The organism is Salipiger sp. H15, assembly GCF_040409955.1.
Taxonomy (GTDB): Bacteria; Pseudomonadota; Alphaproteobacteria; order Rhodobacterales; family Rhodobacteraceae; genus Salipiger.
On the sequence record NZ_CP123385.1, the window covers coordinates 313,771 to 338,133 of the forward strand.

Annotated in this window: 21 protein-coding genes, 1 tRNA gene, 4 pseudogenes and 1 other annotated feature; of the genes and pseudogenes, 15 read left to right on the plus strand and 11 right to left on the minus strand. The window is 68.1% G+C overall.

Annotated elements, in window-relative coordinates; genetic code table 11:
• Positions 1-6: 6 nt before the first annotated feature.
• A complete protein-coding gene (locus tag PVT71_RS15750; protein WP_353475017.1) occupies positions 7-972 on the plus strand; it encodes a DMT family transporter in 966 nt (321 codons plus the stop codon).
• A 435-nt stretch (positions 973-1,407) separates the two neighbouring features.
• Positions 1,408-1,623 (plus strand): hypothetical protein, encoded by a 216-nt coding sequence (locus tag PVT71_RS15755; protein ID WP_353475018.1) that lies wholly within the window; start codon positions 1,408-1,410, stop codon positions 1,621-1,623.
• Positions 1,624-1,781: 158 nt separating this feature from the next.
• Here the strand turns inward: PVT71_RS15755 and PVT71_RS15760 are convergent, their stop codons facing one another.
• Genes PVT71_RS15760 through PVT71_RS15775 form a run of 4 tightly spaced genes read right to left on the minus strand, consistent with a single transcriptional unit; the run spans position 1,782 to position 5,478 of the window.
• Positions 1,782-3,011 carry an ABC transporter permease gene (locus PVT71_RS15760; protein WP_353475019.1) on the minus strand — a complete coding sequence of 410 codons (1,230 nt, stop codon included), beginning with the start codon at positions 3,009-3,011 and terminating at the stop codon, positions 1,782-1,784.
• Positions 3,008-3,712, minus strand: coding sequence for an ABC transporter ATP-binding protein (locus PVT71_RS15765; protein WP_353475020.1), 705 nt, complete (start codon positions 3,710-3,712; stop codon positions 3,008-3,010). Before PVT71_RS15765 ends, PVT71_RS15760 begins: the two co-directional genes overlap by 4 nt.
• Positions 3,709-5,070: an efflux RND transporter periplasmic adaptor subunit gene (locus tag PVT71_RS15770; RefSeq protein ID WP_353475021.1), complete on the minus strand. Its 1,362-nt coding sequence runs from the start codon at positions 5,068-5,070 to the stop codon at positions 3,709-3,711. Before PVT71_RS15770 ends, PVT71_RS15765 begins: the two co-directional genes overlap by 4 nt.
• A gap of 60 nt (positions 5,071-5,130) precedes the next feature.
• Positions 5,131-5,478 (minus strand): hypothetical protein, encoded by a 348-nt coding sequence (locus tag PVT71_RS15775; RefSeq protein WP_353475022.1) that lies wholly within the window; start codon positions 5,476-5,478, stop codon positions 5,131-5,133.
• A gap of 827 nt (positions 5,479-6,305) precedes the next feature.
• Between PVT71_RS15775 and PVT71_RS15780 the strand changes: the two genes are divergently transcribed.
• From PVT71_RS15780 to PVT71_RS15835, 12 genes and pseudogenes are all read left to right on the plus strand, one after another.
• A complete protein-coding gene (locus PVT71_RS15780) occupies positions 6,306-6,986 on the plus strand; it encodes a spermidine synthase (RefSeq protein WP_353475023.1) in 681 nt (226 codons plus the stop codon).
• Between the two features lie 321 nt (positions 6,987-7,307).
• Positions 7,308-9,239: a DUF3604 domain-containing protein gene (locus PVT71_RS15785; RefSeq protein WP_353475024.1), complete on the plus strand. Its 1,932-nt coding sequence runs from the start codon at positions 7,308-7,310 to the stop codon at positions 9,237-9,239.
• Positions 9,240-9,395: 156 nt separating this feature from the next.
• Positions 9,396-10,034: a glutathione S-transferase family protein gene (locus tag PVT71_RS15790; protein ID WP_353475025.1), complete on the plus strand. Its 639-nt coding sequence runs from the start codon at positions 9,396-9,398 to the stop codon at positions 10,032-10,034.
• Between the two features lie 346 nt (positions 10,035-10,380).
• Entirely contained in the window at positions 10,381-10,974 is a 594-nt protein-coding gene (locus tag PVT71_RS15795; protein WP_353475550.1) for a TetR/AcrR family transcriptional regulator, read from the plus strand.
• Positions 10,975-11,405: 431 nt separating this feature from the next.
• Positions 11,406-11,534 (plus strand): hypothetical protein, encoded by a 129-nt coding sequence (locus tag PVT71_RS15800; protein ID WP_353475026.1) that lies wholly within the window; start codon positions 11,406-11,408, stop codon positions 11,532-11,534.
• A gap of 15 nt (positions 11,535-11,549) precedes the next feature.
• Positions 11,550-12,299: pseudogene (locus PVT71_RS15805) on the plus strand (BMP family ABC transporter substrate-binding protein); the annotation flags it as partial.
• On the plus strand, positions 12,299-13,096 hold the full coding sequence (locus PVT71_RS15810; protein ID WP_353475027.1) for an isochorismatase family cysteine hydrolase: 798 nt from the start codon (positions 12,299-12,301) through the stop codon (positions 13,094-13,096). The pseudogene PVT71_RS15805 and the gene PVT71_RS15810, both read left to right, overlap by 1 nt.
• Positions 13,093-13,551 carry a RidA family protein gene (locus PVT71_RS15815; protein ID WP_353475028.1) on the plus strand — a complete coding sequence of 153 codons (459 nt, stop codon included), beginning with the start codon at positions 13,093-13,095 and terminating at the stop codon, positions 13,549-13,551. Before PVT71_RS15810 ends, PVT71_RS15815 begins: the two co-directional genes overlap by 4 nt.
• Positions 13,529-13,699, plus strand: a pseudogene (locus PVT71_RS15820) (hypothetical protein); the annotation flags it as partial. The gene PVT71_RS15815 and the pseudogene PVT71_RS15820, both read left to right, overlap by 23 nt.
• Positions 13,630-14,724, plus strand: a complete 1,095-nt coding sequence (locus tag PVT71_RS15825; RefSeq protein WP_353475551.1) for an ATP-binding cassette domain-containing protein — start codon at positions 13,630-13,632, stop codon at positions 14,722-14,724. The pseudogene PVT71_RS15820 and the gene PVT71_RS15825, both read left to right, overlap by 70 nt.
• Entirely contained in the window at positions 14,721-15,002 is a 282-nt protein-coding gene (locus PVT71_RS15830) for a hypothetical protein (protein ID WP_353475029.1), read from the plus strand. Before PVT71_RS15825 ends, PVT71_RS15830 begins: the two co-directional genes overlap by 4 nt.
• Positions 14,999-16,033 (plus strand): hypothetical protein, encoded by a 1,035-nt coding sequence (locus PVT71_RS15835; RefSeq protein ID WP_353475030.1) that lies wholly within the window; start codon positions 14,999-15,001, stop codon positions 16,031-16,033. The genes PVT71_RS15830 and PVT71_RS15835 overlap by 4 nt, the downstream gene beginning before the upstream one ends.
• A 317-nt stretch (positions 16,034-16,350) precedes the next feature.
• Here PVT71_RS15835 and PVT71_RS15840 read toward each other — a convergent pair whose 3' ends face one another.
• Positions 16,351-16,524 (minus strand): hypothetical protein, encoded by a 174-nt coding sequence (locus PVT71_RS15840; protein WP_353475031.1) that lies wholly within the window; start codon positions 16,522-16,524, stop codon positions 16,351-16,353.
• Between the two features lie 54 nt (positions 16,525-16,578).
• On the opposite strand from PVT71_RS15840, the gene PVT71_RS15845 reads away from it, so the two are divergent.
• The gene (locus PVT71_RS15845) at positions 16,579-16,947 is read left to right on the plus strand and encodes a hypothetical protein (RefSeq protein WP_353475032.1); all 369 of its coding nucleotides are present in this window, start codon (positions 16,579-16,581) and stop codon (positions 16,945-16,947) included.
• A 165-nt stretch (positions 16,948-17,112) separates the two neighbouring features.
• On the opposite strand, the pseudogene PVT71_RS15850 reads toward PVT71_RS15845, so the two are convergent.
• From PVT71_RS15850 to tgt, 6 genes and pseudogenes are all read right to left on the minus strand, one after another.
• Positions 17,113-17,643 (minus strand): annotated as a pseudogene (locus PVT71_RS15850) (transposase); the annotation flags it as partial.
• Positions 17,253-17,363 (minus strand) — a sequence feature (AL1L pseudoknot). Its footprint overlaps the pseudogene before it by 111 nt.
• Positions 17,644-17,695: 52 nt before the next feature.
• Positions 17,696-18,526: pseudogene (locus PVT71_RS15855) on the minus strand (IS3 family transposase); the annotation flags it as partial.
• A gap of 321 nt (positions 18,527-18,847) precedes the next feature.
• A tRNA-Val gene (locus PVT71_RS15860) sits at positions 18,848-18,922 on the minus strand.
• 251 nt (positions 18,923-19,173) lie between these two features.
• Positions 19,174-21,579: an endopeptidase La gene (lon, locus tag PVT71_RS15865; RefSeq protein ID WP_353475033.1), complete on the minus strand. Its 2,406-nt coding sequence runs from the start codon at positions 21,577-21,579 to the stop codon at positions 19,174-19,176.
• Between the two features lie 265 nt (positions 21,580-21,844).
• Positions 21,845-22,936 (minus strand): alkene reductase, encoded by a 1,092-nt coding sequence (locus PVT71_RS15870; RefSeq protein WP_353475034.1) that lies wholly within the window; start codon positions 22,934-22,936, stop codon positions 21,845-21,847.
• A gap of 215 nt (positions 22,937-23,151) precedes the next feature.
• Positions 23,152-24,279, minus strand: a complete 1,128-nt coding sequence (tgt, locus tag PVT71_RS15875; protein ID WP_353475035.1) for a tRNA guanosine(34) transglycosylase Tgt — start codon at positions 24,277-24,279, stop codon at positions 23,152-23,154.
• Between the last annotated feature and the right edge of the window lie 84 nt (positions 24,280-24,363).

Below are 24,363 nucleotides of genomic sequence, written 5' to 3' on the forward strand. Positions count from 1 at the left end.
CTTTGCATGACAACGACGCAAGCGCCCCTCGCGGCCCCCGTGGCCAGCCCCCATCTCGACCGCCCGCTGCTCGGCGCCCTGCTGATGCTGGGGTTCTGCGCCACGGCGCCGCTGATCGACGTGGGCTCGAAACTCGCCACCCGCAGCCTGCCGGTGGCCGAGATCACCGTCGCGCGCTTCGTCGTGCAGGGGGTGCTCATGGTCGCGCTGGCGCTGGTGCTGCGCATCCGCCTGCGCCTCACCCCGCGCGAGCTCTTCCTGACCGTGATCCGCGCCGCGCTGTCGCTGGTCGCCACCATCGCCTTCGTCGGGGCCATGGTCTACCTGCCGATCGCCGACGCGCTGGCCATCGCGCAGATCGAGCCCTTCGTGCTGATGTTCCTCGGCTGGGCGCTGCTGGGCGAGAGCGTCGGGCCGCGGCGCATCCTCGCCTCGATCGTCGGCTTCGCCGGGGCGCTGCTGGTGGTGCAGCCGGGCTTCTCGACCTACGGGTTCCCGGCGGTGCTGCCGCTGGTCACCGCCGTCGCCTTCGCCGGCTACATGCTGGTCACGCGCAAGCTGCGCGGCCTGCCGCCGGTGGCGCAGCAGGCGACCACCGCCATCGCCGCCGTGGTCATCGGCCTGCCCTTCCTGTGGCTGCTGCCCGAGAGCCTCGGCGGCGGCGCGGTGCTGCCCGAGGGTCCGGCCTGGGCCTATCTCGGCGGCATGGGCATGGCCGCGACCCTGTCGCACATCTTCCTGACCTACGCGCTGCGCCTCGCGCCCTCGGCGCTGATCGCACCGCTCGGCTACGTCGAGCTTGCCTCGGCGACGCTGCTCGGCTGGCTGGTCTTCGGCGACTTCCCGGCGCCGCTGGTCTGGGCGGGCATCGCGCTGATCGTCGGATCGGGGCTCTACCTCATCCACCGCGAGCGGCTGGCGCACCGGCGGCCGCAGGACCCGATGACGGGCCACCCGCATCCGCCTGCCTGATCCGCGGCTCGCGCTTGCAGCCCTTGAGAGAGACGCCGCGGGAATGGCTTTCGGCCGCTGGAAGCGCGCCGATGGAATCGGCCCCCGGCATCTCCGGGCCTGCCGCGCGCCGATCGGAAGCGCCACAGGCATGGGGACGGCACGGAGATCGGCGGAAACCTGCCGCCTCCCTCCCGCGGCCTGCCCAAGTCTTGCACCCTTGCGGAATGCGGCACCCAAGGGCTGTACCGCGCCCTCCCCACGGCACCCCGCGCCGGATTTTCGCGCGCAACGTGCCGGGTCGCATAAAATCCCGCCGCAACATTTGGTTGCATGAATGGGAGGCTCTATGTAACCTCTGATTCATATTAATCTGGAGTTATTGAAATGAAGTTGAGCACAGTTGCCGTTTATTCCTTTGCGCTTATCCTTTCCTCCGGCGCGGCTTTCGCAAACGTGACGCAGGTGAAGTGTGACAAGTTCATCGTCGCGGTCGAGGATGCAATCGCCGCCGCGGCGGAAGAGAAGGCCGGGTCCAAGACCGCTGCCGACGAGAAGATCTGCGAGGCAGCAACCCAGATCAGCATCTCGGGCGACGATCCCGAAGTGCACGAGATCATCATCCTTCCGTACAACATCTCGACCACGGTCGTGATGATCCCGGTGGACTGACGGACCACGCCACACCGCCGACAGGGCCCGGGACCGGCTGACCTGCAAGGTCCCATGGTCCCGCGGCGATGTCGCTTCAAACTCCTGGACCACCTCCGTCGCTCGCCCGGCGGGGGTGGTTCTCTTTCCAGACCTGCGCAGGGCGCGACGGGACCGCGCTAGTCCTGCCGGAGCGCCTCGAGCGGCGACTTCCGTGCCGCCATCATCGCGGGATAGATGCCGAAGAGCAGGCCCACGAGGGTCGCGAAGAGAAGCGCCAGCACCAGTGGCTCGGTGCTCGGCAGCGCCCGCAGCCCGAACCTGCTGTCGGCGAGCCAGGCCGCCAGCAGGCCGCAGCCCGCCCCCGCCGCGCCGCCCGCGACCGACAGGGTCACCGCCTCTGCGAGGAACTGCGCCAGGATCGCCCGCGGCTCGGCACCGAGCGCCATGCGGATGCCGATCTCGCGCGTGCGCTCGGTGACCGAGACCAGCATGATGTTCATGATGCCGATCCCCCCCACCACAAGCGAGATCGAGGCGATGGCGGCGAGCAGCCGGGTCATCGCCGCCGAGGCCTCCTGCTGCAGGCTCAGCATCTCGGCGAGGTTGGTGAGGCGGAAGTCGTCGGGCTGGCCCGGAGGCAGCGCGTGGCGCAGGCGCAGGATGTCGCGGATCTCGGCGATGCCTTCCTCGATGCGGCGGCTGTCGGCGATCTTGACCGTGACCATGCCGACCGAGCGGGCGGTGACCCCCTGCCGGCCGATGATCTGCTCGCGCGCGGTGGTGAGCGGCAGAAGGACGACGTCATCCTCGTCCGAGCCGTCCATCGACCTGCCCTTGGCCTCCAGCACGCCGATCACCTCCATCTGCACCTCGTTGACGCGCAGCACGGCGCCGACCGGATCCTGACCCGGAAAGAGGTTCTCGGCGACCGTCGCGCCGATCATCGCGACCCGGGACGAGGTGAGCAGGTCCTCCTCGACGATGCTGCGCCCCGAGGCGAGGCGCCAGTTGCGCACCGCGAAGAAGTCGTCGGTCACCCCCTGCAGCGTCGAGGAGACACCCCCCGCGGGCGAGGCGAGGCGGACGACGCTGGCCACGGTGGGCGCCACGGCGACGATGCCATAGCCTTCGTCGGCGAGGATCCTCGCGTCCTCGTCGGTCAGCAGGCCGCGCACCGGCCCGGCCGCGGGACGCGCCGACGCGGGTGCACCGGGCATGACCAGCACGAGGTTGGTGCCGGTCCGCTCGATCTCGTCGTGGATGCTGGCCTGCGTGCCGGCGCCGATCGCCATCAGCAGCACCACCGACGCCACCCCGATGATGACGCCGAGCGTGGTGAGCCCGGCCCGCAGGCGGTTCGCGCCAAGCGAGCGCAGCGCCTCGGCGATGACGTCGGGCGCCCTCATGCGACCGCCGCCCCCGCAGGCCGGGCGCGGCTGTCCGCGAGGATCGTGCCGTCCCTCACCTCGATGCAGCGGCCCATCCGCCCGGCCACCGCCGCGTCATGGGTGACGATCACCAGCGCCGTGCCGCGCCGGTTCACCTCCTGCAGCAGCGCGAGGATGTCCTGCCCCGTGGCGCTGTCGAGCGCGCCGGTCGGCTCGTCCGCGAGGATCAGCTCCGGCCGGTTCACCAGCGCCCGCGCGATCGCGACGCGCTGCTGCTGGCCGCCGGACAGCTGCGCCGGAAGGTGATGCATGCGCCCGCCGAGGCCGACGAGGTCGAGCATCTCGCGCGCCTCGGCGCGGCGCTCGCGGCGGGGCCGGCGGGCATAGGCCAGCGGCAGCTCGACGTTTTCCAGCGCGGTGAGGCGCGGCAGCAGGTTGAAGCTCTGGAAGACGAAGCCGAGGATGCGCCCGCGCAGCCGCGCGAGCTCCGACAGGGTCAGCCGCGAGACGTCCTGCCCCGCGACGAGGCAGCGACCGGCGGTCGGCGGCTCGAGGCAGCCCATGATCCCGAGCAGCGTCGACTTGCCCGAGCCCGAGGGGCCGACGATCGCCACCGACTCCCCTGCCCCGATGGCAAGGCTCACCCCGCGCAACGCCTCGACCGCGCCGCCTCCAGAGCTGTAGCTGCGGCCGATGCCCGACAGCTCGACGATGCTCATTGCAGGAACCCGAACAGGCTGGCCGACGCGGGCGCGGGCGGCGTGCGGCGCATGTCGACGAGCCCGGTCACCACCTCGACGCCCGGCGCGATGCCCGGCCCGCTGATCTCGGTGAAGCCGCCGTCGCTGGTCCCGATCGACACCTCGGTCGGGACCACCGCACCGCCCGTCAGCACGTAGACCTTCGGGCTGCCCTGCCGGGTGTCTCCCGGCGGGCGGAAGCGCAGCGCGGCCGAGGGAACCGCGAGCGTCGGCGCGGTCTGCTGGACGATGATGGTCGAGGTCGCGGTCATGCCCGGCAGCAGCAGCAGGTCCGGGTTCGGCGCGCTGGCGACGACCGTGTAGGCCACCACGTTCTGCACCGAGTGCGGCTGGACGCGGATCTGCAGCACCTCGCCCCGGAACAGCCGGCCCGGGTAGGCGTCGACGCTGAATTCGAAGGCCTGGCCGACGCGGATACGGCCGATGTCCGCCTCGCCGACCGTCGCCATGACCTGCATCCGCCGCAAATCCTGCGCGATGGTGAAGAGGACCGGTGCCTGCAGGCTGGCGGCCACGGTCTGCCCGGGCTCGACGCTGCGCACCGTGACGCTGCCGTCGACCGGCGCACGGATCACCGTGCGCTCGAGCTCCGCCGTCGCCTGCAGCAGCGCCGCCTCGCGCTGGCGGACCCCGGCGCGGATGTTCTCGAGCTGGGCCTCGGCGGCGCGCAGCCCGGCCTGTCCCTGGAGGATCGCGGCCTCGCGCGCCTTCCGTGCGGCCTCGGCATTGCGCAGCTGCGCCTCGGCGCTGGCAAGGGCGGTGCGCGCCTTCTGCTGCTCGGCAACGCTCGACAGGCTGCTCAGCACGGTCTTGCGCCCGACATCCGCCTCGGCGTCGTCGCGCAGCACCCTGGCCTGGTCCTCGGCCGCCGTGGCGGCGTCGCGCTCGTGCCCGCGCGCCAGGAGATCGGCACGCAGCCCGGCGATGCTTTCTTCCTGCGCCGTCACGCTGGCCTTCGCCACGTCCAGCTCGGCCTGCGCCATGCTGACAGCGATCTCGAAGCTCAGCGGGTCGATCTGCGCCAGCGCGTCGCCCTTGGCGACCCGCGCGTTGAAATCCACATAGATCGTCTTGATCTGCCCCGACACCTGCGAGCTGACCGAGACCAGCGCGACGGGTTCGACGGAGCCGGTCGCGGGCACCCTCTCGACGAGGACGCGGGACGTGACCGGCGCAAGCCGATAGGTCTCGGTGAGCGGCGCGAGCTCGGAAGCCCCGCCCTCGGCACCGCCGGGATGCGCGAGCCGATCAGCGCCGACGAGCTGCCAGAGCCCGAGGCACAACAAGACGATCAGGAAAACGGTACGTTTCCGCATAGACATGACCCCGATATGCCACCCGCCGGAGAAAGTCCGGCGGGCAGCGGTGATGTTGGGTCAGCTGCAGGGCTCGAGGTTCGGCCCGCAGACCTTGACCTGGCTCGTCTTCTCCTCGGAAGACGATCCCGGATCGATCATCGTCATCTCGCCCAGGATCGTGGTCGAGTGATCGAGGTTGATTTTCCCCTGGGGGTTCAGTGCCGTGCAGGTGATGTTCACCTGCTCGTAGGTCGGCTCGATGGTCGTGACGGTATAGGTGTCGAGGAACTGGTTCCGGCCAGCGGTTCGAAGCTCGTCATAGGTCGAGGTCGAGGTATCGCCGCCGATGGTCACCGTGTCGTAGGAGACGGCCCAGCTCCACTTGCTGTTCGGCAGTTCGCCGCATGTGGCCGAACCTTCGACCACGGCGGCCTGGGCGCACGAAATCCCCAGGAAAACAAAACAGGCGGAAGTACGCAGAATATTCATAATTGTTACCCACACAAAAGAGACGTAAATGAGCCTCTCCCTAATTCCGTGCACCAACCGGTATTTTCGTCAAGATAAAGTTAATCAATTTGCACCAAGACGTTAAAAATACATCCCGCGCGTGTCGGCGTCCCGGTGGGATTTCAACTATGGGGAGAATGCGCGCGTTTTCCGGGACATCTGCAAGGCCACTTGTTCCGTTGCGTTTGACGGGGAACGAGGTCGGGAGTTTTATCGGGAATGAATTCCAGGGGATTGCAGCGTGGAATGCCCTGACACATCTCTAGATTGCGGATTTCAGAAAAAGTATCTCGTTTGCGATCATTGCACTTCAAGTTTCCGGTTCTGGCGCACCCCGAAATAAAGCTGGCGTATTGATTTCCATGAGACTTTACTGGAAACCGCCGCACGGAACTCGCCATGAGGGATATGGCCAGACGCCATCCGTAGCCGCTTCATCGCGGACGGCATCAACCCGGCGCATGTTTTTCTAGCTGAAGAAGGGCGCCCTGCCGATCCCCGCCGTTCGGCAGACCCCGACATTCGTACCATCCTCCGCCTGCTCGACGAAGGTGGCCCGCGCCCGCGGTCCTCGAGGCCTTCATGTGTCCCCACGCCTCTGCCGCCGAGGGGTGCCGTCCGGAAACCCCGGGCCGCGACGCGGGCGCTTGCGGGGATCACGTCGCGCGCGCCCTGCTCCTGCGCCTTTCCCATGGGCTCCGGATCGGGTAGGCCCTCCACGAACCTTGCAGCAGGAGCCGCACATGCTTCCCTGGGAACTTCTGGCGAGTGCCCCCGCCCCCGAGGGCGACACGCTCCGTCTCTTCCGGCGCGGCGAGGAATACTCGATCCGCCTCAGCGACGGGAACGAGCTGATGAACAGCCGGCTCGGAGGCTCCGAGGAGGCGCTGGCGACGCTCGCCTTCGAAAGGCTGGGCGGACGGCCCGCGCCGCGGGTGCTGATCGGCGGGCTCGGCATGGGCTTCACGCTGCGCGCCGCGCAGGCGGTCGCACCGCGGGAGGCGCGGCTGGTCGTCTCCGAGATCGTCGCCGAGCTGATCGACTGGGCGCGCGGCCCCATGGCGCCGGTCTTCGGCGACTGCCTTGCGGATCCGCGGGTGGAGATCCGCCGCGGCGACGTCGTCGCCGAGATCCGCGGCGCGACCGGGGCCTATGACGCCATCCTTCTCGACGTCGACAACGGGCCCGACGGGCTGACCCGTCCGGGCAATGACACGCTCTACGGCGAGCGCGGCCTGCAGGCGGCGCGGCGGGCGCTGACGCCGGGCGGGATCCTCGCGGTCTGGTCGGCGCATCCGGACCAGGCCTTCACCCGCCGCCTCACGCAGAACGGCTTCGAGGCACACGCCCATTCCGTCCGCGCCGGCCGCACCAAGCGCGGCTCGCGCCACACGGTCTGGATCGCGCGCCGCACCGGCGGGTGAGCGCGGCGCGATAAGGCGCGGGTCACGCGGCCCCAAGGCAGGTCGCGGAGAAACGCCGCGGCCCGCCCTGAGCTCATAGTGCGGCACCAGACCCTCGCCCTGCCGCGAGCCGCCGTTCAGGCAGGACGTGGTGACCGATCCCTCGGCCCTCCATGCCGGTGCGCCGCCCGCAGTCATGCCCGAGCGCCATGCGCACGAACCGGCCTGCCGGAGCGCCAGGGTTCACACATTCATCCCTCGGCATAGGAAAATGTGGTAGCATCCTACCTGTATTTTGGTTGGTGCTTCCTTTGAGCGTCTGTCTTGGGGAGGAGACATCCGATGCTGCATTTGTTCAATCATAGATACACCTTAACATTTCACACGGCCCTCGCGCTGATCGTCTGCGGTGGCGCGGTCTGCCCGCCCTTCGCCCGCGCGCAGGAATACTCGACCGAGCAGAAGGACACCGAGGCGGTGCTCGCGCCCGAGGACTTCTCGCCCTACGCCGGGAGGAACTTTCCGCAGATCCCGCTCTGGGGGGACTCGCACCTGCACACGATGGTCTCGGTCGATGCCGGCACCATGACGCGCCTGTCGCAGGAGGATGCCTACCGCTTCGCCCGCGGCGAGGAGGTGACCACCACCCACGGGCTGCGGGCCAAGCTCTCGCGGCCGCTCGACTGGCTGGTGATCTCGGACCATGCCGAGATGTACGGGCTGATGCCGCAGCTTCTGTCCGGCGACGCGCAGGTGCTCTCCACCGAGCAGGGGCGGCTCTGGTACGAGGCGCTGACCGCCGGAGACCCGAAGAAGGCCTTCGACACCGCGATGGAGATCGTCGCCTCGCTCTCGGATGAAAAGCCGCCGATCGACAACCCCAAGGCGATCAAGCACGCCTGGGAGGCCTACACGGCGCTCGCCGACCGCTACAACGAACCGGGCGTGTTCTCGGCCATCATCGGCTACGAGTACACCACCGAGGGCGCCAACAACCTGCACCGCAACGTGCTCTTCCGCGACGACGCGCTGCGGGCGAACCAGACGCGCCCCTTCTCGCAATACGACAGCAAGAACCCCGAGGACCTCTGGGCGTCGCTGGCGGATTTCGAGGCGCGGACCGGCGGCGAGGTGCTCGCCATCCCGCACAACGGCAACCTGTCGAACGGGCGGATGTTCTCGCTCAATGCCTATGACGGCTCGCCCCTCACCGAGGAGATCGCGCAGATGCGGGCGCGGTTCGAGCCGCTCTACGAGGCGACGCAGATCAAGGGCGACGGCGAGGCGCATCCCTTCCTCAGCCCCGATGACGAGTTCGCCGATTTCGACACCTGGGACGCGGCGAACCTCAACGGCACCGAGGTCAAGACCCCCGACATGCTGGCCGGGGAATACGCGCGCGAGGCGCTGAAGCGCGGCCTCGCCATCGAGCGCAAGCTCGGCGTCAACCCGTTCAAGTTCGGCATGGTCGGCGCCACGGACTCGCACACCGGGCTGTCGACGGCGCAGGAGGACAACTTCTTCGGCAAGCACTCGGGCGTCGAGCCCGAGCCGCACCGCTGGGAGCACGTGGTGATCGAGGCGCCGGACCCGGCGCTCACCATCTACGGCTGGAAGCAGGCCGCCGGCGGGCTCGGCGCGGTCTGGGCCACCGAGAACACGCGGGCGGCGATCTTCGACGCGATGATGCGCAAGGAGACCTATGCCACGACCGGCTCGCGGATGACCGTGCGCTTCTTCGGCGGCTACGACTTCACCGAGGCCGACACGCTCACCCGCCTGCCAGCCGACGCGGGCTATGCCAGGGGCGTGCCGATGGGCGGCGATCTCGGCACGGCCCCCGAGGGCGGCGCGCCGAGCTTCCTCGTCGCGGCGATGAAGGACCCGCTCTCGGGCAACCTCGACCGTATCCAGATCGTGAAGGGCTGGATCGACGCCGAGGATGAGACCCACGAGAAGGTCTACAACGTCGTCTGGTCGGGGGACCGGGTGCCGGACGAAGCCGGCAAGCTGCCCGACGTCGGCAACACCGTCGATGTGGCAAGCGCCAGCTGGACGAACTCCATCGGGGCGCCCGAGCTGATCGGCGTCTGGAAGGATCCCGAGTTCGACGCGACGCAACCCGCCTTCTACTACGCCCGCGTCATCGAGATACCGACCCCGCGCTGGACCGCCTACGAGGCCAAGCGGTTCAATGTGAAGATGTCCGACGACGTGCCGATGACCACCACCGAGCGCGCCTATACCTCGCCGATCTGGTACAGCCCGATGTGAACGCTTGCGTCGGCGCCTCCTGAGTACGGGCGGCCCCTCGGTCGCCCGGCTTCCTTTTCGCCTTCGCCCGCCTGCCCCCGGCCCCCTTGCCGGCGCTGGACCCGGGGTGAAACTCTGCTACGACTTCGGGGAGGAATTCGACCGAAGGGTGCGGTAATGATCGAGATTTTTGGCCGGCGGAACTCTTCCAGCGTGCAGCTGGTCATGTGGGCGATCTGCGAACTTGGCCTCGATCACAGACGGCATGACTATGGCCACGGGCACGCCTCCACGCAGACCACCGACTATCTGAAGATGAACCCGATGGGCCGCGTCCCGGTCCTTCTCGACGGCGATGTCTGCATGTTCGAAAGCGCCGCGATCCTGCGCTACCTCGCCGCAAGATACGGCTCCGGAGACTTCTGGCCCTCCGACCCCGCGCGCCGCGCGCGGCTGGACAGCTGGGCGGAATGGGCAAAGGGAACCTTCACCGAGGCCGTGCTCGAGGTCTTCGTCTACGACGTGCGGCTGCCCCCGGAAACGCGCGATCCCCAACTGCTTCAGCGGGCGACCGAACGGCTCGTCCCGCTTGCCCGGATGCTCGACGATCGGCTCGCCGAGGGTCCATGGCTGGACGGCGAGCGCTTCACCTTCGCGGATATCGCCTGCGGCCACATCCTGCACCGGTTCTACACCCTCGACTGGCCAAGGCCGCAACTGGAGAACCTGCGCCGTTACTACGAGCGCCTGCAGACGAGACCCGCCTACCGCGAAAACGCCATGGTGTCCTACGAGGCGCTTCGCGGCTCCTATTGAGGGGGCGCGGGGACCGAGCTGCACCCGGAGGGCGTTCGGCTCGGCCTTGTGTCAGCGCGACACGACAGCGCCGTCATTCGCGGCCTGTGCGAAGCTCCTGCCCGGCCAGATAGAACTGAAGAGACCAATGCCCTTGCCGGAACCCATTTCTTCGTAGACCCTCTCGAAGGGAACCGGCGCGCCCGCGTTTCCTGCTCTGTCGGTTACCGGGGTTCTCATCCTGCCGCGTTGTGCCTATTCCTGTAGCCCGGGCAGTCATCCTGGGAACCGCCGCAGTGCAAAAGAAGAAGATCGGACCTCCGACCGGCCGCGGGCGAAGAACGCGGCCGAGACGCGCGAGCGCATCCTGCGCTCGGCGATCGACCATTTCGCACGGGGCGGGTTCAGCGGCGCGAAGACCGAGGCGATCTCGCGCGATGCGGATGTCGGCAACCGGATGATCTACCACTATTTCGGCGACAAGAAGGGGCTCTATGTCGCCGCGCTCGACCATGTTCTGGGCGGGCTGCGGTCCGAGGAACTCAAGCTCGACCTGAGCGTCGCGCCGCCGCTCGACGGGCTGCTGACGATGTTCGATTTCACCTCGGGCCAATTCGAACGGCACCCGGAGCTGGTCCGGATGCTGTCGGCGGAGAACCTCATGGGGGCCACCTTCCTTCGCCGCTCCGAGGCGACGCCGCTCGTCGCCTCGCCAGTCGTCGGGCAGATCCGCGACCTCTTGCGCCGGGGCGAGGGGGAGGGCAGCGTGCGCTCCGGGCTCGACCCGCTGCATGTCTACGTGATGATGGTCGCGCTCAGCTACTTCCACCTGTCGAACGCGCCGACGCTCTCGGCGATCTGGAATCAGGACCTGACCGACAGCGCGTGGCGGGCGGAGCACCGCCAGCTTTCGCGCGACATGCTGCGGACCTTCCTGCGTCCGGAGGCGGCGCCGAGCTGATCCGAAGCCCTCCCTTGGGCAAGAATGTGGGTAAATTTTGATCGGGTCCCCACGGTTTTTCCGGGGCGCCCGACTGACGGTATCTGCGCACAAATTCACAAAATACAATTTAAGAACAAGCACATGAATCGGGCACCGCCCTCGCGAGCCGCGAGCCGCGTGCCCGCCTCCATGCGACCGTGAAGATTCCTGATGCCGGACAGAAAGGCACGTCCCCATTTTAGTAACAGAAGAATTACTAAATCTTGCATCGGGGAAGGTCCATGAAACTGCGCATCTTCACGGCCGTCGCTCTCGTGACGGGCACCTCCGCCTTCGCCGAACCCGACATGAACAAGGTCGGGTTCATCTACGTCGGCCCCGCCGCCGACTAAGGCTACAACATGTCGATGGACCTTGGCCGGACCGAGATCTAGAAAGCCATTCCGGGCATGGAGACCCAGGTCTTCGAAGCCATCCCCGAGACCGCCGAGGTCAGCCGGGTGATGGAGCGGATGATCCGCTCGGACACCGGCATAAACTTCGCCACCAGCTATGGCTATCTCGACTACGCCATCTAGCTCGGCGAGAAATACCCGGAGGTGAAGTTCCTGCATGCCGGGGGCCTGAAGACCCCGGACAACGTCGGCACCTACCGGGCCGACAGCGATGACGGCATGTATCTTGCCGGGATGGTCGCGGGGCGAATGACCAGCTCGAACAAGCTGGGCTTCATCGGCGCCTTCCAGATCCCGCAACTCTTCCGCTCGATCAACGCCTTCACGATGGACGCGCAATCTGTGAACCCCGAGGTGACCATGACCGTGGTCTGGACCGGTGGATGGTGGGAGCCGCAGAAGGAGGCCGACGCGGTCAGCGCCTTTGCAGATCAGGGTATCGACGTCGTGGCCCAGCAGGTCGACAGCCCGATCACCATCGCCGAGACCGCGCAGAAGACCGGCACCATGGTTGTCGGCACGGACGTCGACATCTCGGACCGGGCGGGGGATGTCTGGCTGACCGGCGTGTCCTTGAACTGGGGGCCGATGATGGCCGAGCAGGTCAAGGCCATCCAGGACGGCAGCTGGACCCCGGGCCACGTGCGTGGCGATCTCAAGAGCGGCCATGCGGTGCTCGACCCCTTCGGGCCCAAGGTACCGCAGGAGGTGATCGACGAGGTGCTGGCCGCCAAGGAGAAGATCCTGTCGGGCGAGCTGGACATCTGGTCCGGCCCCATCGTGAGCCAGTCCGGCGAGACCATCGTGCCCGAGGGCGAGGTGATGAAGATGGAGGCCATCGAGTCCATGGGCTTCATGGTCGAGGGCGTCACGGGGTCGGCAAGCTGATGACCGTGCAGAAGACACCGACCGCCGCGGCCCATCCCATGGGCGCGGCCCCCTCGACGAGCTGGCAGGTCACGCCGGACCATGTCGCCATGACACGTCCCGCCCGGCCCGTCCGGCCGGTGACGCTGGCCGCCGAGCCGCAGGCCATCACCGTCTATGCCGCGAAGACCGCGCTGCTGATCGTCGACATCCAGAACGACTTCTGCACCGAGGGCGGGTGGATGCACTCGCGCGGCATCGACATCACCCCGAACCGGGCGCCGATCGGTCCGCTCAAGAGGCTGATCGAGGCCTTCCGCGCCGAGGACATGCCGGTGGTCTGGGTGAACTGGGGGGTCCGGAAGGACCTGCTCAACATCCATCCCTCGCTGCGCCACGCGCACCACCCCACCGGGCTCGAGACCGACCTCGGCCAGCCGGTGCCGGGCACCCGGTCCGCGATCATCGCCAAGGGCCTCTGGGGCGCCGAGGTGGTTGACGAGATCAACCCCGGAGCCGGCGACTGCCAGATCACCAAGCACAGGTTCAGCGCCTTCTGGGACTGCGAGGCCGATGCCGTGCTGCGCAATCTCGGGATCACCACGCTTCTGATCGGCGGGGTGAACATGGACCAATGCGTGATGACGACGCTCGAGGACGCCTCGTTCCTCGGCTACGACACGATCCTGATCGAGGACGCGACCGCGACGACCTCGCCGCAATACTGCGTGCAGGCCGTGCTCTACAATGTGAAGCTGCTCTTCGGCTTCGTCACCGGATCGCAGGCCGTCCTCGACGGGCTGGCAGCCGCAAGATGACGACGCTGACGATGACTCCCGACGATCGCCTTGCCCTGCTGCCGGTCCCGATTGCCAATTTCCAGCCCTTCCGGCGGCATGGCGACCTTGTCTATCTCGCGGGGCAGACCTGCGAATGGAACGGGCGGATGGTCTACGCTGGCAAGGTCGGCCGCGATTTCGGCCTCGAGACCGGCGAGAGGGCCGCGCGGATTTGTGCCCTCAACCTGATCGCCGCCCTGCGCCTGTCGCTCGGCGGATCGCTGAACGGCGTTGTCGCCTGTCTCCGGCTCGGCGGCTTCGTGAACGCCGACCCCGAGTTCCCGCTGGTGCCCAGGGTGGTGAACGGCGTCTCGGACCTGATGGCCGAGGTCTTCGGCCCCGAGATCGGCCCCCACGCCCGGACGGCCATCGGCGTGGCCACCCTTCCCCAGAACGCGGCGGTCGAGGTCGATGCAATATTCGCCGTTGGATAACCTCAGCGCCGCCCCGGCGGGCGCGGCCCCTTTGGTCTCGTTCCGGGGCGTGGTGAAACGCTTCGGCGCGATCACCGCCTGCGACGACGTCAGCTTCGACGTCGCCGCCGGAGAGGTCGTGGCACTGCTCGGCGAGAACGGCGCGGGCAAGTCGACGCCCTCTCCCGTCCGGCGGAGGCGATGGCGGCCGGCATCGGCATGGTGTTCCAGACCTTTTCGCTGCTGCCGGCGCTGTCGGTGCGGGACAACCTTGCCATGGCCTGGCCCGGCACGCCCTGGTACCTCGGCAAGCGCGGGCGGAACGCCCAGGGCGCCCTCTCGCGCCTCGCGCAGCTCGCCCCCGCCATCGACCCCGATGCCCGGCTCGGCACCCTCTCCACCGGCGAGCAGCAGCTCGTGGAGCTCGCCAAGGTCCTGAACCTGAACGCGCGGCTGGTGATCCTCGACGAGCCCACCTCGGTCCTGACGCCGGCCGAGGCGGAGCGGCTCTACGGCCTGATCCTCGGCCTCGCGGCGGAGGGCGTCGCCGTGGTGCTCATCACGCACAAGCTGGCCGACGTCGAGGCCTGCGCCGATCGCGTGGTCATCCTGCGCCGGGGGCGGATCTCCGGAGAGGGCCAAGTCGCGGCACTCTCGCGGGCCGAGATCGTGACGATGATGATGGGCACATCCGACGCCGGAGCCGACCCGCGCGGCCCGCCGGCCCGTCCGCCCCTGCCCGCCCGTCCTCGCCCGCAGCTGCTGCTGCGCGGGGTGACCACCGGCACGGCGCCAGCCGATGCCAAGGACGTCACCCTCACCGTGCACCGCGGCGAGATCGTGGAAATAGCAGGGGTGACCGGGAACGGCCAGACGGCGCTCGCCGGGGCCGTGGCCGGGATACGCGACCTGAGCGAGGGCGACGTGCTGCTCGACGGCACGACGATCAGTCGCCGCCGCCACGATCCACGCCGTCCGCTGCGCATTGGCTACGTGCCCGAGAACCCGCGCGAGAACGGCATCGTCGCGGGCCTGAGCCTTGCCTCCAACCTCGCCCTTCGCGGGATCGCCGCCCCCCTTGGCCGCGGTGCGGAACGGACAGGCGGCGAGGTGGCCGAACGGCTGGCCGCCTACGATGTCCGCCCGCCCGAACCGCCGGTACGCTCTCCGGCGGCAATGTCCAGAAACTGGTGATCGCCCGCGAAACCGGGGAGCCCCGCGAGGCCCTGCTGATGGTCTTCCCGACCATGGGCCTCGACATCACCGCGACGGCCTTCGTCTACCGCCGGATGGTCGAGGCGGCCGCGGCGGGCACGGCGGTGCTCTGGATATCCGAGGAACTCGACGACCTGCTGGCGCTCGCGCACCGCGTCGCCGTCATCTGCGACGCGCGCATCATGGCCGAGTTGCCGGTCACGCCCGACCTGACCCGCGCCGAGGTCGGCGCCCTGATGACGGGTGGCCGGACATGAGCAGCATCACCCCCCGGGGCCCCAGACCCTTCGGCCTGGCCTTGCTGACCACCTGTCTCGTCTTCCTGCTCGCCGCCGCCACCTTCTTCACCGCCATAGGCCAGCCACCCCTGCGGGTGATGACCGACCTCGTCCTCTTCGCCACCGGCGATGGTTTCAGCCGCGAGGAATCCCTGCTCAAGGCGTCGCCGATCCTGCTCTGCGCGCTCGCGGCGGCGATCCCCGGCCGGCTGGGGCTGATCTCGGTCGGGGCGGAGGGGCAGCTGCACCTCGGCGCGATCTCCGGGACAGCGCTCGTGCTGGCGATGCCGGACGCCCCGGCGGTCCTTCTCCTGCCGGCGACCCTGCTCGCCGCGGCGCTCGGCGGCGCCGCCTGGGGAGCCTTCCCCGGATGGCTGCGCGGACGGCTCGCGGTGAACGAGACGATCACGACGCAGGTCATGAACTACATCCGCGTGCTCATGGTGAACGCGCTCGTCTTCGGACCGTGGCGCGACCCCGGCAACCTCGGCTGGCCGGCGACCGCCCGCTTTCCCGAGGCGGTCCGGCTGCCCGTCCTGCCGGGCACCCGGCTGCATCTCGGCCTGCTGCTCGGCGTCGCGCTCGCCCTCGCCTGCGCCCTGGCCTTCTCCCGCGGCATCCGTGCCGAGCGCGTCCGGGTCCTCGCGATGAACCGCAAGGTCGGAGAGACCTTCAGCCTCAGCGTCCCGCGCCACGCCGCCATGCTGATGGCGCTCGGCGGCGCGGCGGTCGGGCTCGGCGGCATCAGCGAGGCGATCGCCATCCAGGGCCGCCTGCAGCCCGGCCTTTCGCTTGGCTACGGGCTGACCGGGTTCCTCGTGGCCTGGCTCTGCGGCCACAGGTTCCTGCCGATCCTGCTGGTGTCGATCCTCGTCGGCGGGCTGCTGGCGGCGGGGGACTCCCTGCAGCTCTACGCCAAGATCCCCGCCTCCTCGGCGCTGATCCTGCAAGGGCTGCTCTTCGTGACCGTTCTCGCCATTCCCGGCCTGATGCAACGGAGGGCGTCCTGATGGAGCTCGCGACCCTCTGCTTCGTCTGGGGCTCTGCCGCGCTCGCCAACGCGACGCCGCTGATCCTCGTCACGCGGGGCGAGACGCTGGGCCAGCGCACCGGCATCATCAACCTCGGCTGCGAGGGCGCGATGTTCGGCGGGGCCTGCGCCGGGTTCGGTGCCGCGATGTCCACCGGCAACCCGTGGATCAGCATGGCCGCGGGCGCCGCGAGCGGGCTGCTCCTCGCCAGCCTGCACGCCGCGCTGGTCCTCGGCGCGCGCCAAACAGCTGGCCGCAGGCATCGCGGTCTGGACGCTCGCGCTCGGCCTCGCCTCCTACATCGGGCGCGGCTTCGTCGGCGGCAAGGTCGAGGCGCTGCCCTCCTTCGCGGGAACATGGCTGGCCGGGCTGCCGGTGATCGGCAAGGGGCTGGACCAGCTGAGCGTCGCGACCCCGGTCGCGGTGTTGCTGGTCGTGGCGGCAAACTGGTGGCTGGAGCGCACCCGCACCGGCCTGTCATGGCGCGTGGCCGGAGAATCCGCCCTCATCGCCGTGGAGGACGCATGTCGCCGACCCTGTCGCGGCTGTCCGCGCTGCTCGTCGGCGGATGCCTCGCCGGGCTCGGCGGCGCCGTGCTGTCGGTCGACTACACCCAGACCTGGGCGAACGAGATCACCAAGGGGCGCGGCCTTGTCGCCGTGGGACTGGTGATCGTGGCGCGCTGGAACCCCCGCCTCGTCCTGCCGGTCTGCCTGCTCTTCGGCCTTGCCGAGACCGCCGCCCTGCGGCTCCCGGCGATGGGGGTGGAGCTGTCGTCCTGCATCCTCTCCGCGCTGCCCCACGCCGCCGTGCTGGTCGCGCTGGTCGCCAACCAGCTCACCTTAAATCCGGGCACGGTCATGCCAGCCGACCTGAAGCCGGTGTTCGAGTGACGGGCCCTGCGAGGCCGGGTCTCGCGGCGTGCCTTCCTCGGCGCGGGCGGTAGGTGTGCTGAGTCCCGTGAGGGGTTTGGGTTGAATGCGGTGCATAGTGGGCCTTCGATGTGATGGGATGAAGGTCTCCGGCGCGCGGGCCCGATGTCCAAATGCGCGGGTTGGCCAGCCTTTGCAGACGCCATGGACCCGCCAGTTCTCTTCGAACACACGTCCGATTTCGGGCCGCAAGGCGGCATCGCGACGGGCACGGCCCGACAGGCGCGCCGGATCAGCCCGCTTCGCCAAGGGATCGTCGCAGGGGAAGGGGCGATCGGCAGCACCGTGCAAATCGGCTCGACCCCGTGCGCCTCACGATGCGCCTCGTTGAATTCCACCACGACCGGCCGTCGAGCTCTGCCATCGCAAAACCCACCGAGGCGTTACGATTAATCGCGTTCGCCTCGCGCAGGTCGCGGTTCTCCCGCTCGAGCGACTTCATCCTCTCGGCCATGTCGCTGGAGATGCCTGCGCGTCTGACACTGTCGACCTCGGCTTTCTTGACCCAGTCGTTCAACGTGTTCGCGGAAAACCGAATTTCGCGGCGATGGACCTGATCGCCTGCCACCAAAAACCGTGGCGACCCGCGCCGCCCAGAACCATCCGCACGGCGCGCTCGCGGACTTCAGGGGAAAACTTGTTCGTGGTCTTGCCGATGATGCTTCATCCTGTTCAGGAGTTGGAGCCTCCGGCCAAACCCGAGGCGGTTCAGGATGAAGAGGTCCGTCAGCGCGTCAAGGACATCGGTGGAGTTCAGCCGCTTGCCGACACGGATCATCAGCGGCTCCCGCGTAGGAAACTGAGCGTCCAGTACGCCCGACCGTCGCTGGTCCGGTCCTGCACGAAGTCGTAGGACCAGTCGTGGTTGGGATGCTCGGGTTTCAGCCGCACGCAGGAGCCATCGCCCAGCCAGAGCCGGCCGCGTTTCTTTTGCTTGTGCGGGACCTTGAGCCCTTCGCGCCGCCGTTCGCCGCGGGCCTCGAACCGATGGCGGACCACGGCTCACCGCGCCACGCGCTTGTGGTTCACCTGCCAGCCAGCCCGGCGCAGCAGCACGGCGACCCGGCAGTAGCCGTAGCGGCCATACTCCCGGGCCAGCTCGATGACGTCGGCGGTCAGCTGCGCCTCATCGTCCCGGCCCAGTGACGGCGTGCGCTGAGTGGAGCGGTGCTGACCGAGCACCCGGCAGGCGCGGCGTTCGGAGATGCCGAGTGTCTGGCGCACATGCTCCACGCATTCGCGGCGGCGCGAAGGGCTTAGGGGCTCCGCCCGTTCAGGGCTCAAACGGTCCCCCGGACCGTTTCCGGGACGCCCTTCACTCCCCGTGCAGCCTCGGCCAGGATCAGCTTCTCGAGGTCCTTCAGCCGAGACAACTGAGCCCGGTTCATCCCGCCATACTGCTTCCGCCACCGGTAGAACATATGCTGCGATATCCCGATCTGCCGCACCGCATCGGCCATCGACAGGCCTTGGCCGTGCAACACCTCGACCAGGCGCAGTTTGGTGAAATGTCTTCCGGCTTCTCTCGCTTTCCAGCCATTCAGTAGTCCTCCTGTTCGCCGAAATCCTACCGGACTTCGCGCTTCGTCGATGGACCACTTCAAAGGGGCTGGCTCGATAGAGGGCGGTCACCGTTCCGCGCTCGGCAATGCCGATCGAAGAGGGCGCGCGGGTTTCCAGTCTTGGCACCATGTCGGTGACTTTTCCGACCTGTGGCGGATACCTTCTCCGGCACATGCAGGACGGCATCGGTGTCCCCGATTTCGGGAGCCCACGGCATGGTGCCCGCCGTGACCGAGACAGAACCGATGTCACGAAAAGCAGAAGGGCCTCGATATCATCGAGGCCCTTCTGGGAAGGATGGTGGGTGATGAGGGATTTGAACCCCCGACATCTTCGATGTGAACGAAGCGCTCTACCACTGAGCTAATCACCCGGTAGGCGGGCTTTTACTCATATGGGCTGGGGGGAGCAAGAGGGTTCGGATGAAAAAATTCACAAATTTTACGCCCTGCCGCCACGGCATCCGGGCGGCTTTGGTGGCGGGTCCGGATGGGGGCTCCGCCCCCGTCCGCTGCGCGGACTCCCCCGGGATATTTGGACCATGTGGAAGACCCGAAGGGTGCCCCGGATGCGAAAAAGCGGGCCCCGTGGGACCCGCTTTCTCAGTCTGACCATGCAGTGCCGTCAGTGCGCCGTGGCGCCCGTGGCCTGCTCGTCCTTGGCGCGCAGGGCGGCGGCGGCCTCCTCGGTCTCCTCGTCCCACTCGATGGGCTCGGGCTTGCCGATCAGCGCCATCTCCAGCACCTCGGAGACGTGCTTGACCGGGATGATCTCGAGCCCCTGCTTCACGTTGTCCGGCAGTTCGGCGAGGTCCTTCTCGTTCTCCTCGGGGATGAACACCGTCTTGATGCCGCCCCGCAGCGCCGCGAGAAGCTTCTCCTTGAGCCCGCCGATGGCGGAGGCATTGCCGCGCAGCGTGACCTCGCCGGTCATGGCGATGTCCTTGCGCACCGGCAGGCCGGTCAGCACCGAGACGATCGCCGTCACCATCGCGAGACCGGCCGAGGGGCCGTCCTTGGGCGTGGCGCCATCGGGCACGTGGACGTGGATGTCCCACTTGTCGAAGCGCGTCGGCTTGACCCCGATCTGCGGCGAGATCGAGCGCACGTAGCTCGAGGCCGCCTCGATCGACTCCTTCATCACCTCGCCGAGCTTGCCGGTGGTCTTCATCCGGCCCTTGCCCGGCAGGCGCAGCGCCTCGATCTGCAGCAGGTCACCGCCCACCGAGGTGTAGGCGAGGCCGGTGACGACACCCACCTGGTTCTCTTCCTCGGCAAGCCCGTAGCGGAACTTCCGCACGCCGAGGAAGTCGTCGAGGTTCGCCGAGGTCACCTCGACATGCTTGGTCTCGCCCTTGACGATCTTGGTCACGGCCTTCCGCGCCAGCTTGGCCACCTCGCGCTCGAGGTTCCGCACACCGGCCTCGCGCGTGTAGTAGCGCAGGATGTCGGTGAGCGCCTCGTCGGTGACCGAGAACTCGCCCTTCTTGAGCCCGTGCGCCTTGATCTGCTTGTCGAGCAGGTGACGCTTGGCGATCTCGAGCTTCTCGTCCTCGGTGTAGCCCGAGAGCGGGATGATCTCCATCCGGTCGAGCAGCGGCCCCGGCATGTTGTACGAGTTCGAGGTCGTCACGAACATGACGTTCGACAGGTCGTACTCCACCTCGAGGTAGTGGTCGACGAAGGTGCCGTTCTGTTCGGGGTCGAGCACCTCGAGCATTGCAGAGGCCGGGTCGCCACGGAAGTCCTGGCCCATCTTGTCGATCTCGTCGAGCAGGATGAGCGGGTTCGTGGTCTTCGCCTTCTTCAGCGCCTGGATGATCTTGCCCGGCATCGAGCCGATGTAGGTCCGGCGGTGGCCGCGGATCTCGGACTCGTCCCGCACGCCGCCCAGCGAGATGCGGATGAACTCGCGCCCGGTGGCCTTGGCCATCGACTTGCCCAGCGAGGTCTTGCCGACGCCCGGCGGGCCGACGAGGCAGAGGATCGGGCCCTTCAGCTTCTGGCTGCGCGCCTGCACCGCGAGATACTCGACGATGCGTTCCTTGACCTTGTCGAGGCTGTAGTGGTCGTGATCGAGGATCTGCTGCGCAAGGCCGAGATCCTTCTTCACGCGGCTCTTCACGCCCCACGGGATCGAGAGCATCCAGTCGAGGTAGTTGCGCACCACGGTGGCCTCTGCGGACATCGGGCTCATATTGCGCAGCTTCTTGAGCTCGGCCTCGGCCTTTTCCTTCGCCTCTTTCGAAAGCTTGGTGGCCTCGATCTTCTCGGCAAGCTCGTTGATCTCGTTCTGGCCGTCCTCGCCGTCGCCGAGTTCCTTCTGAATGGCCTTCATCTGCTCATTCAGGTAGTACTCGCGCTGGGTCTTCTCCATCTGCGACTTGACGCGGGTCTTGATCTTCTTCTCGACCTGCAGGACCGAGAGCTCGCCCTGCATCAGGCCATAGACCTTCTCGAGCCGCTCGGAGATCGGCAGCGTTTCGAGAAGCTCCTGCTTCTGCTCGACCTCGATGCCGAGGTGGCCGGCGACGAGGTCGGCGAGCTTGGCCGGGTCGGTGGTTTCCGAAACGGCGGAGAGCGCCTCCTCGGGGATGTTCTTCTTGACCTTGGCGTAGCGCTCGAACTCTTCGGCCACGGTGCGCACCAGCGCGGTGATCGCGGCGGGATCACCCGGCATCTCGGAGAGATACTCGGCCTTGGCCTCGAAGAAGCGGGCGTTGTCGACATATTCGGTGATACGCACGCGCGCCTGGCCTTCGACCAGCACCTTCACGGTGCCGTCGGGCAGCTTCAGCAGCTGCAGCACGTTGGCGAGCACGCCGGTCTTGTAGATGCCGTCGGAATCGGGGTCGTCGACGGCAGGATCGATCTGGGCGGCAAGCAGGATCTGCTTGTCGTCCGCCATCACCTCTTCCAGCGCGTGCACCGATTTCTCGCGCCCTACGAAGAGCGGCACGATCATGTGCGGGAAAACGACGATGTCCCGCAGCGGCAGCACCGGATAGGATGTGTTGAGAGGCTGTTGCATACGCATTCCTTGCTACTGGCAGGACGGCCCGGCCCCGGATATCGGCGACCTCTGCCGTCCCCTGTCGAGGTATTCAGGTGGGGCGTTGGCGTTAACTTTTCAAGCACGCCGGGCCCGGTTCCCACCAATGTGACGCTCCGCTGCGCCGGGCGCAAGCGGGCAATTGGCGGAAGGCAGGAGATTGCGGGGGGCGCGGCATCAAAACCTTGCAACAGCCTTAACGGCAGCACGATGAACCTTCGCTGCCGCGCTCCCCGCCGCCGTGTCAGGCGGCTTCGGTCAGCGTCGGGTAGTCGGTATAGCCTTCCGCCCCGCCGCCGTAGAAGGTGCCCTGATCGCCGGCGTTCAGCGGCGCGGCGGTCTCGAGACGGGCCACGAGGTCGGGGTTCGAGATGAACGGACGGCCGAAGGCGACGAGGTCGGCCTTGCCCGAGGCCACGGCCTCGATCGCCATCTCGCGGTCATAGCCGTTGTTGCCCATCCAGACGCCCTCGTAGAGCGCGCGCAGCGCGTCGAGGCTCTCGCCCTCCTGCAGCGCGCGCGGCCCGCCGGTGGTGCCCTCGACGATGTGCAGGTAGGCCAGATTGTAGCCGTTCAACTTCCTGGTGACGTATTCGAAGAGCGGCTGCGGGTCGGCGTCGCTGATGCCGTTCGCGGGCGAGAAGGGCGACAGGCGCAGGCCGGTGCGATCCGCGCCGATCTCGTCCGTCACCGCGTCGAGCACCTCGAAGAGGAAGCGCGCGCGGTTCTCGATCGAGCCGCCGTAGCGGTCCTCGCGGTGGTTGGCGCCGGTCTTGAGGAACTGGTCGATCAGGTAGCCGTTGGCGCCGTGCACCTCGACCCCGTCAAAGCCTGCCTCGATCGCGGCGCGCGCGGCGTGGCGGTAGTCGGCGACGATGCCGGCAATCTCATCGGTCTCCAGCGCGCGGGGCGTGGAGGTCTCCTCGAAACCGTTCAGCGTGAAGGTCTTGCCGCCCGCCGGGATCGCCGACGGGGCGACCGGGGCCTGGCCGCCGGGCTGCAGCGAGGTGTGGCTGATCCGGCCGACGTGCCAGAGCTGGATGACGATCCTGCCGCCCTCGGCGTGGACCGCGCCCGTGACCTTCTTCCAGGCCTCGACCTGGCCCTGCGAGTAAATGCCCGGCGTCTGGATGTAGCCCTTGCCCTGCGGCGAGATCTGCGAGGCCTCGGTGACGATGAGCCCGGCGCCGGCGCGCTGGCGGTAGTACTCGACGTGCAGGTCATTCACCTCGGCGGTGACGTTGTCCGCGCGGTTGCGGGTGAGCGGGGCCATCACGACGCGGTTGGCCATCTCGATGGCGCCAGCGGTGAAGGGGGTGAAAAGGGCCTCGGTCATGGGGTCTCTCCCTTGCTTGGGATGTGGAGGGTCCGGGGTCTGCCCGGCATCGGAGTGCAGAGATAAGGGCCCGCCGCGCTGCGGCAAGCGCGCAGAGCGCTGTGCGGGAATGCACGGAGGGAATGTCTGCGTGCACAGGAGCGGAAAGGCAGAAGTGGCGCCGCGTTTCCACGGCGCCACCCAGGCATCTGAGAAATCTGTGCAAATCGCCCCGGTCAGAGCGGCGGGATGTCGCCCTCGGCGCGCTGCGCGTGGAACTCCGCCTCGAAGGCGGCAAACGTCCCGGCGGCGATCGCGTCGCGCATCCCCTGCATCAGCTCCTGGTAGTAGTGCAGGTTGTGCCAGGTCAGCAGCATGCCCGAGATCATCTCTCCGGCGCGGTAGACGTGGTGCAGGTAGGCGCGCGAATAGCTGCGGCAGGCCGGGCAGGTGCAGGCCTCGTCGAGCGGGCGCGGATCGTCCTGGTGCCGGGCGTTCTTGATGTTGACCATGCCGTGCCGGGTCCAGGCCTGGCCGGTGCGGCCCGAGCGCGAGGGCAGAACGCAGTCCATCATGTCGATGCCGCGCTTGACCGCGCCAACGATGTCGTCGGGCTTGCCGACGCCCATCAGGTAGCGCGGCTTGTCCTCGGGCAGCTGGCCCGGGGCGAAGTCGAGCACCTTGAACATGGCCTCCTGCCCCTCGCCCACCGCGAGCCCGCCCACCGCGTAGCCGTCGAAGCCGATCGAGGTCAGCGCCTCGGCGCTCTCGCCGCGCAGGTCTTCCTCGAGCCCGCCCTGCTGGATGCCGAAGAGCATGTGCCCCGGCCGGTCGCCGAAGGCATCGCGCGAGCGCTGCGCCCACCGCATCGACAGGCGCATGCTCTGCTCGATCCGCGGACGGTCGGCGGGCAGCGCCGGGCATTCGTCGAAGCACATCACGATGTCCGAGCCGAGCAGGCGCTGGATCTCCATCGAGCTTTCCGGCGAGAGCATGTGCTTGGAGCCGTCGACGTGGCTCTTGAAGGTGACCCCCTCCTCGGTGAGCTTGCGCAGCCCCGACAGGCTCATCACCTGGAACCCGCCCGAGTCCGTGAGGATCGGCCGCTCCCAGTTCATGAACTTGTGCAGCCCGCCAAGCCGTGCCACCCGCTCCGCGCCGGGGCGCAGCATCAGGTGGTAGGTGTTGCCGAGCAGGATGTCGGCGCCGGTCGCGCGCACCGATTCCGGCAGCATCGCCTTGACGGTGGCCGCGGTGCCGACGGGCATGAAGGCGGGGGTGCGGATCTCGCCGCGCGGGGTGGAGATCACCCCGGTGCGCGCCGCTCCGTCCCGCCCGTGAAGGGTAAAGGAGGTCTGGCTCATGCCGCTCCTCTGCCCCAAAGCGCGGGATTTGCCAAGAGGCCAGCCGGTCGCTGCGCGGCGCGGCGCCGGGACCGCGTTGCGCCG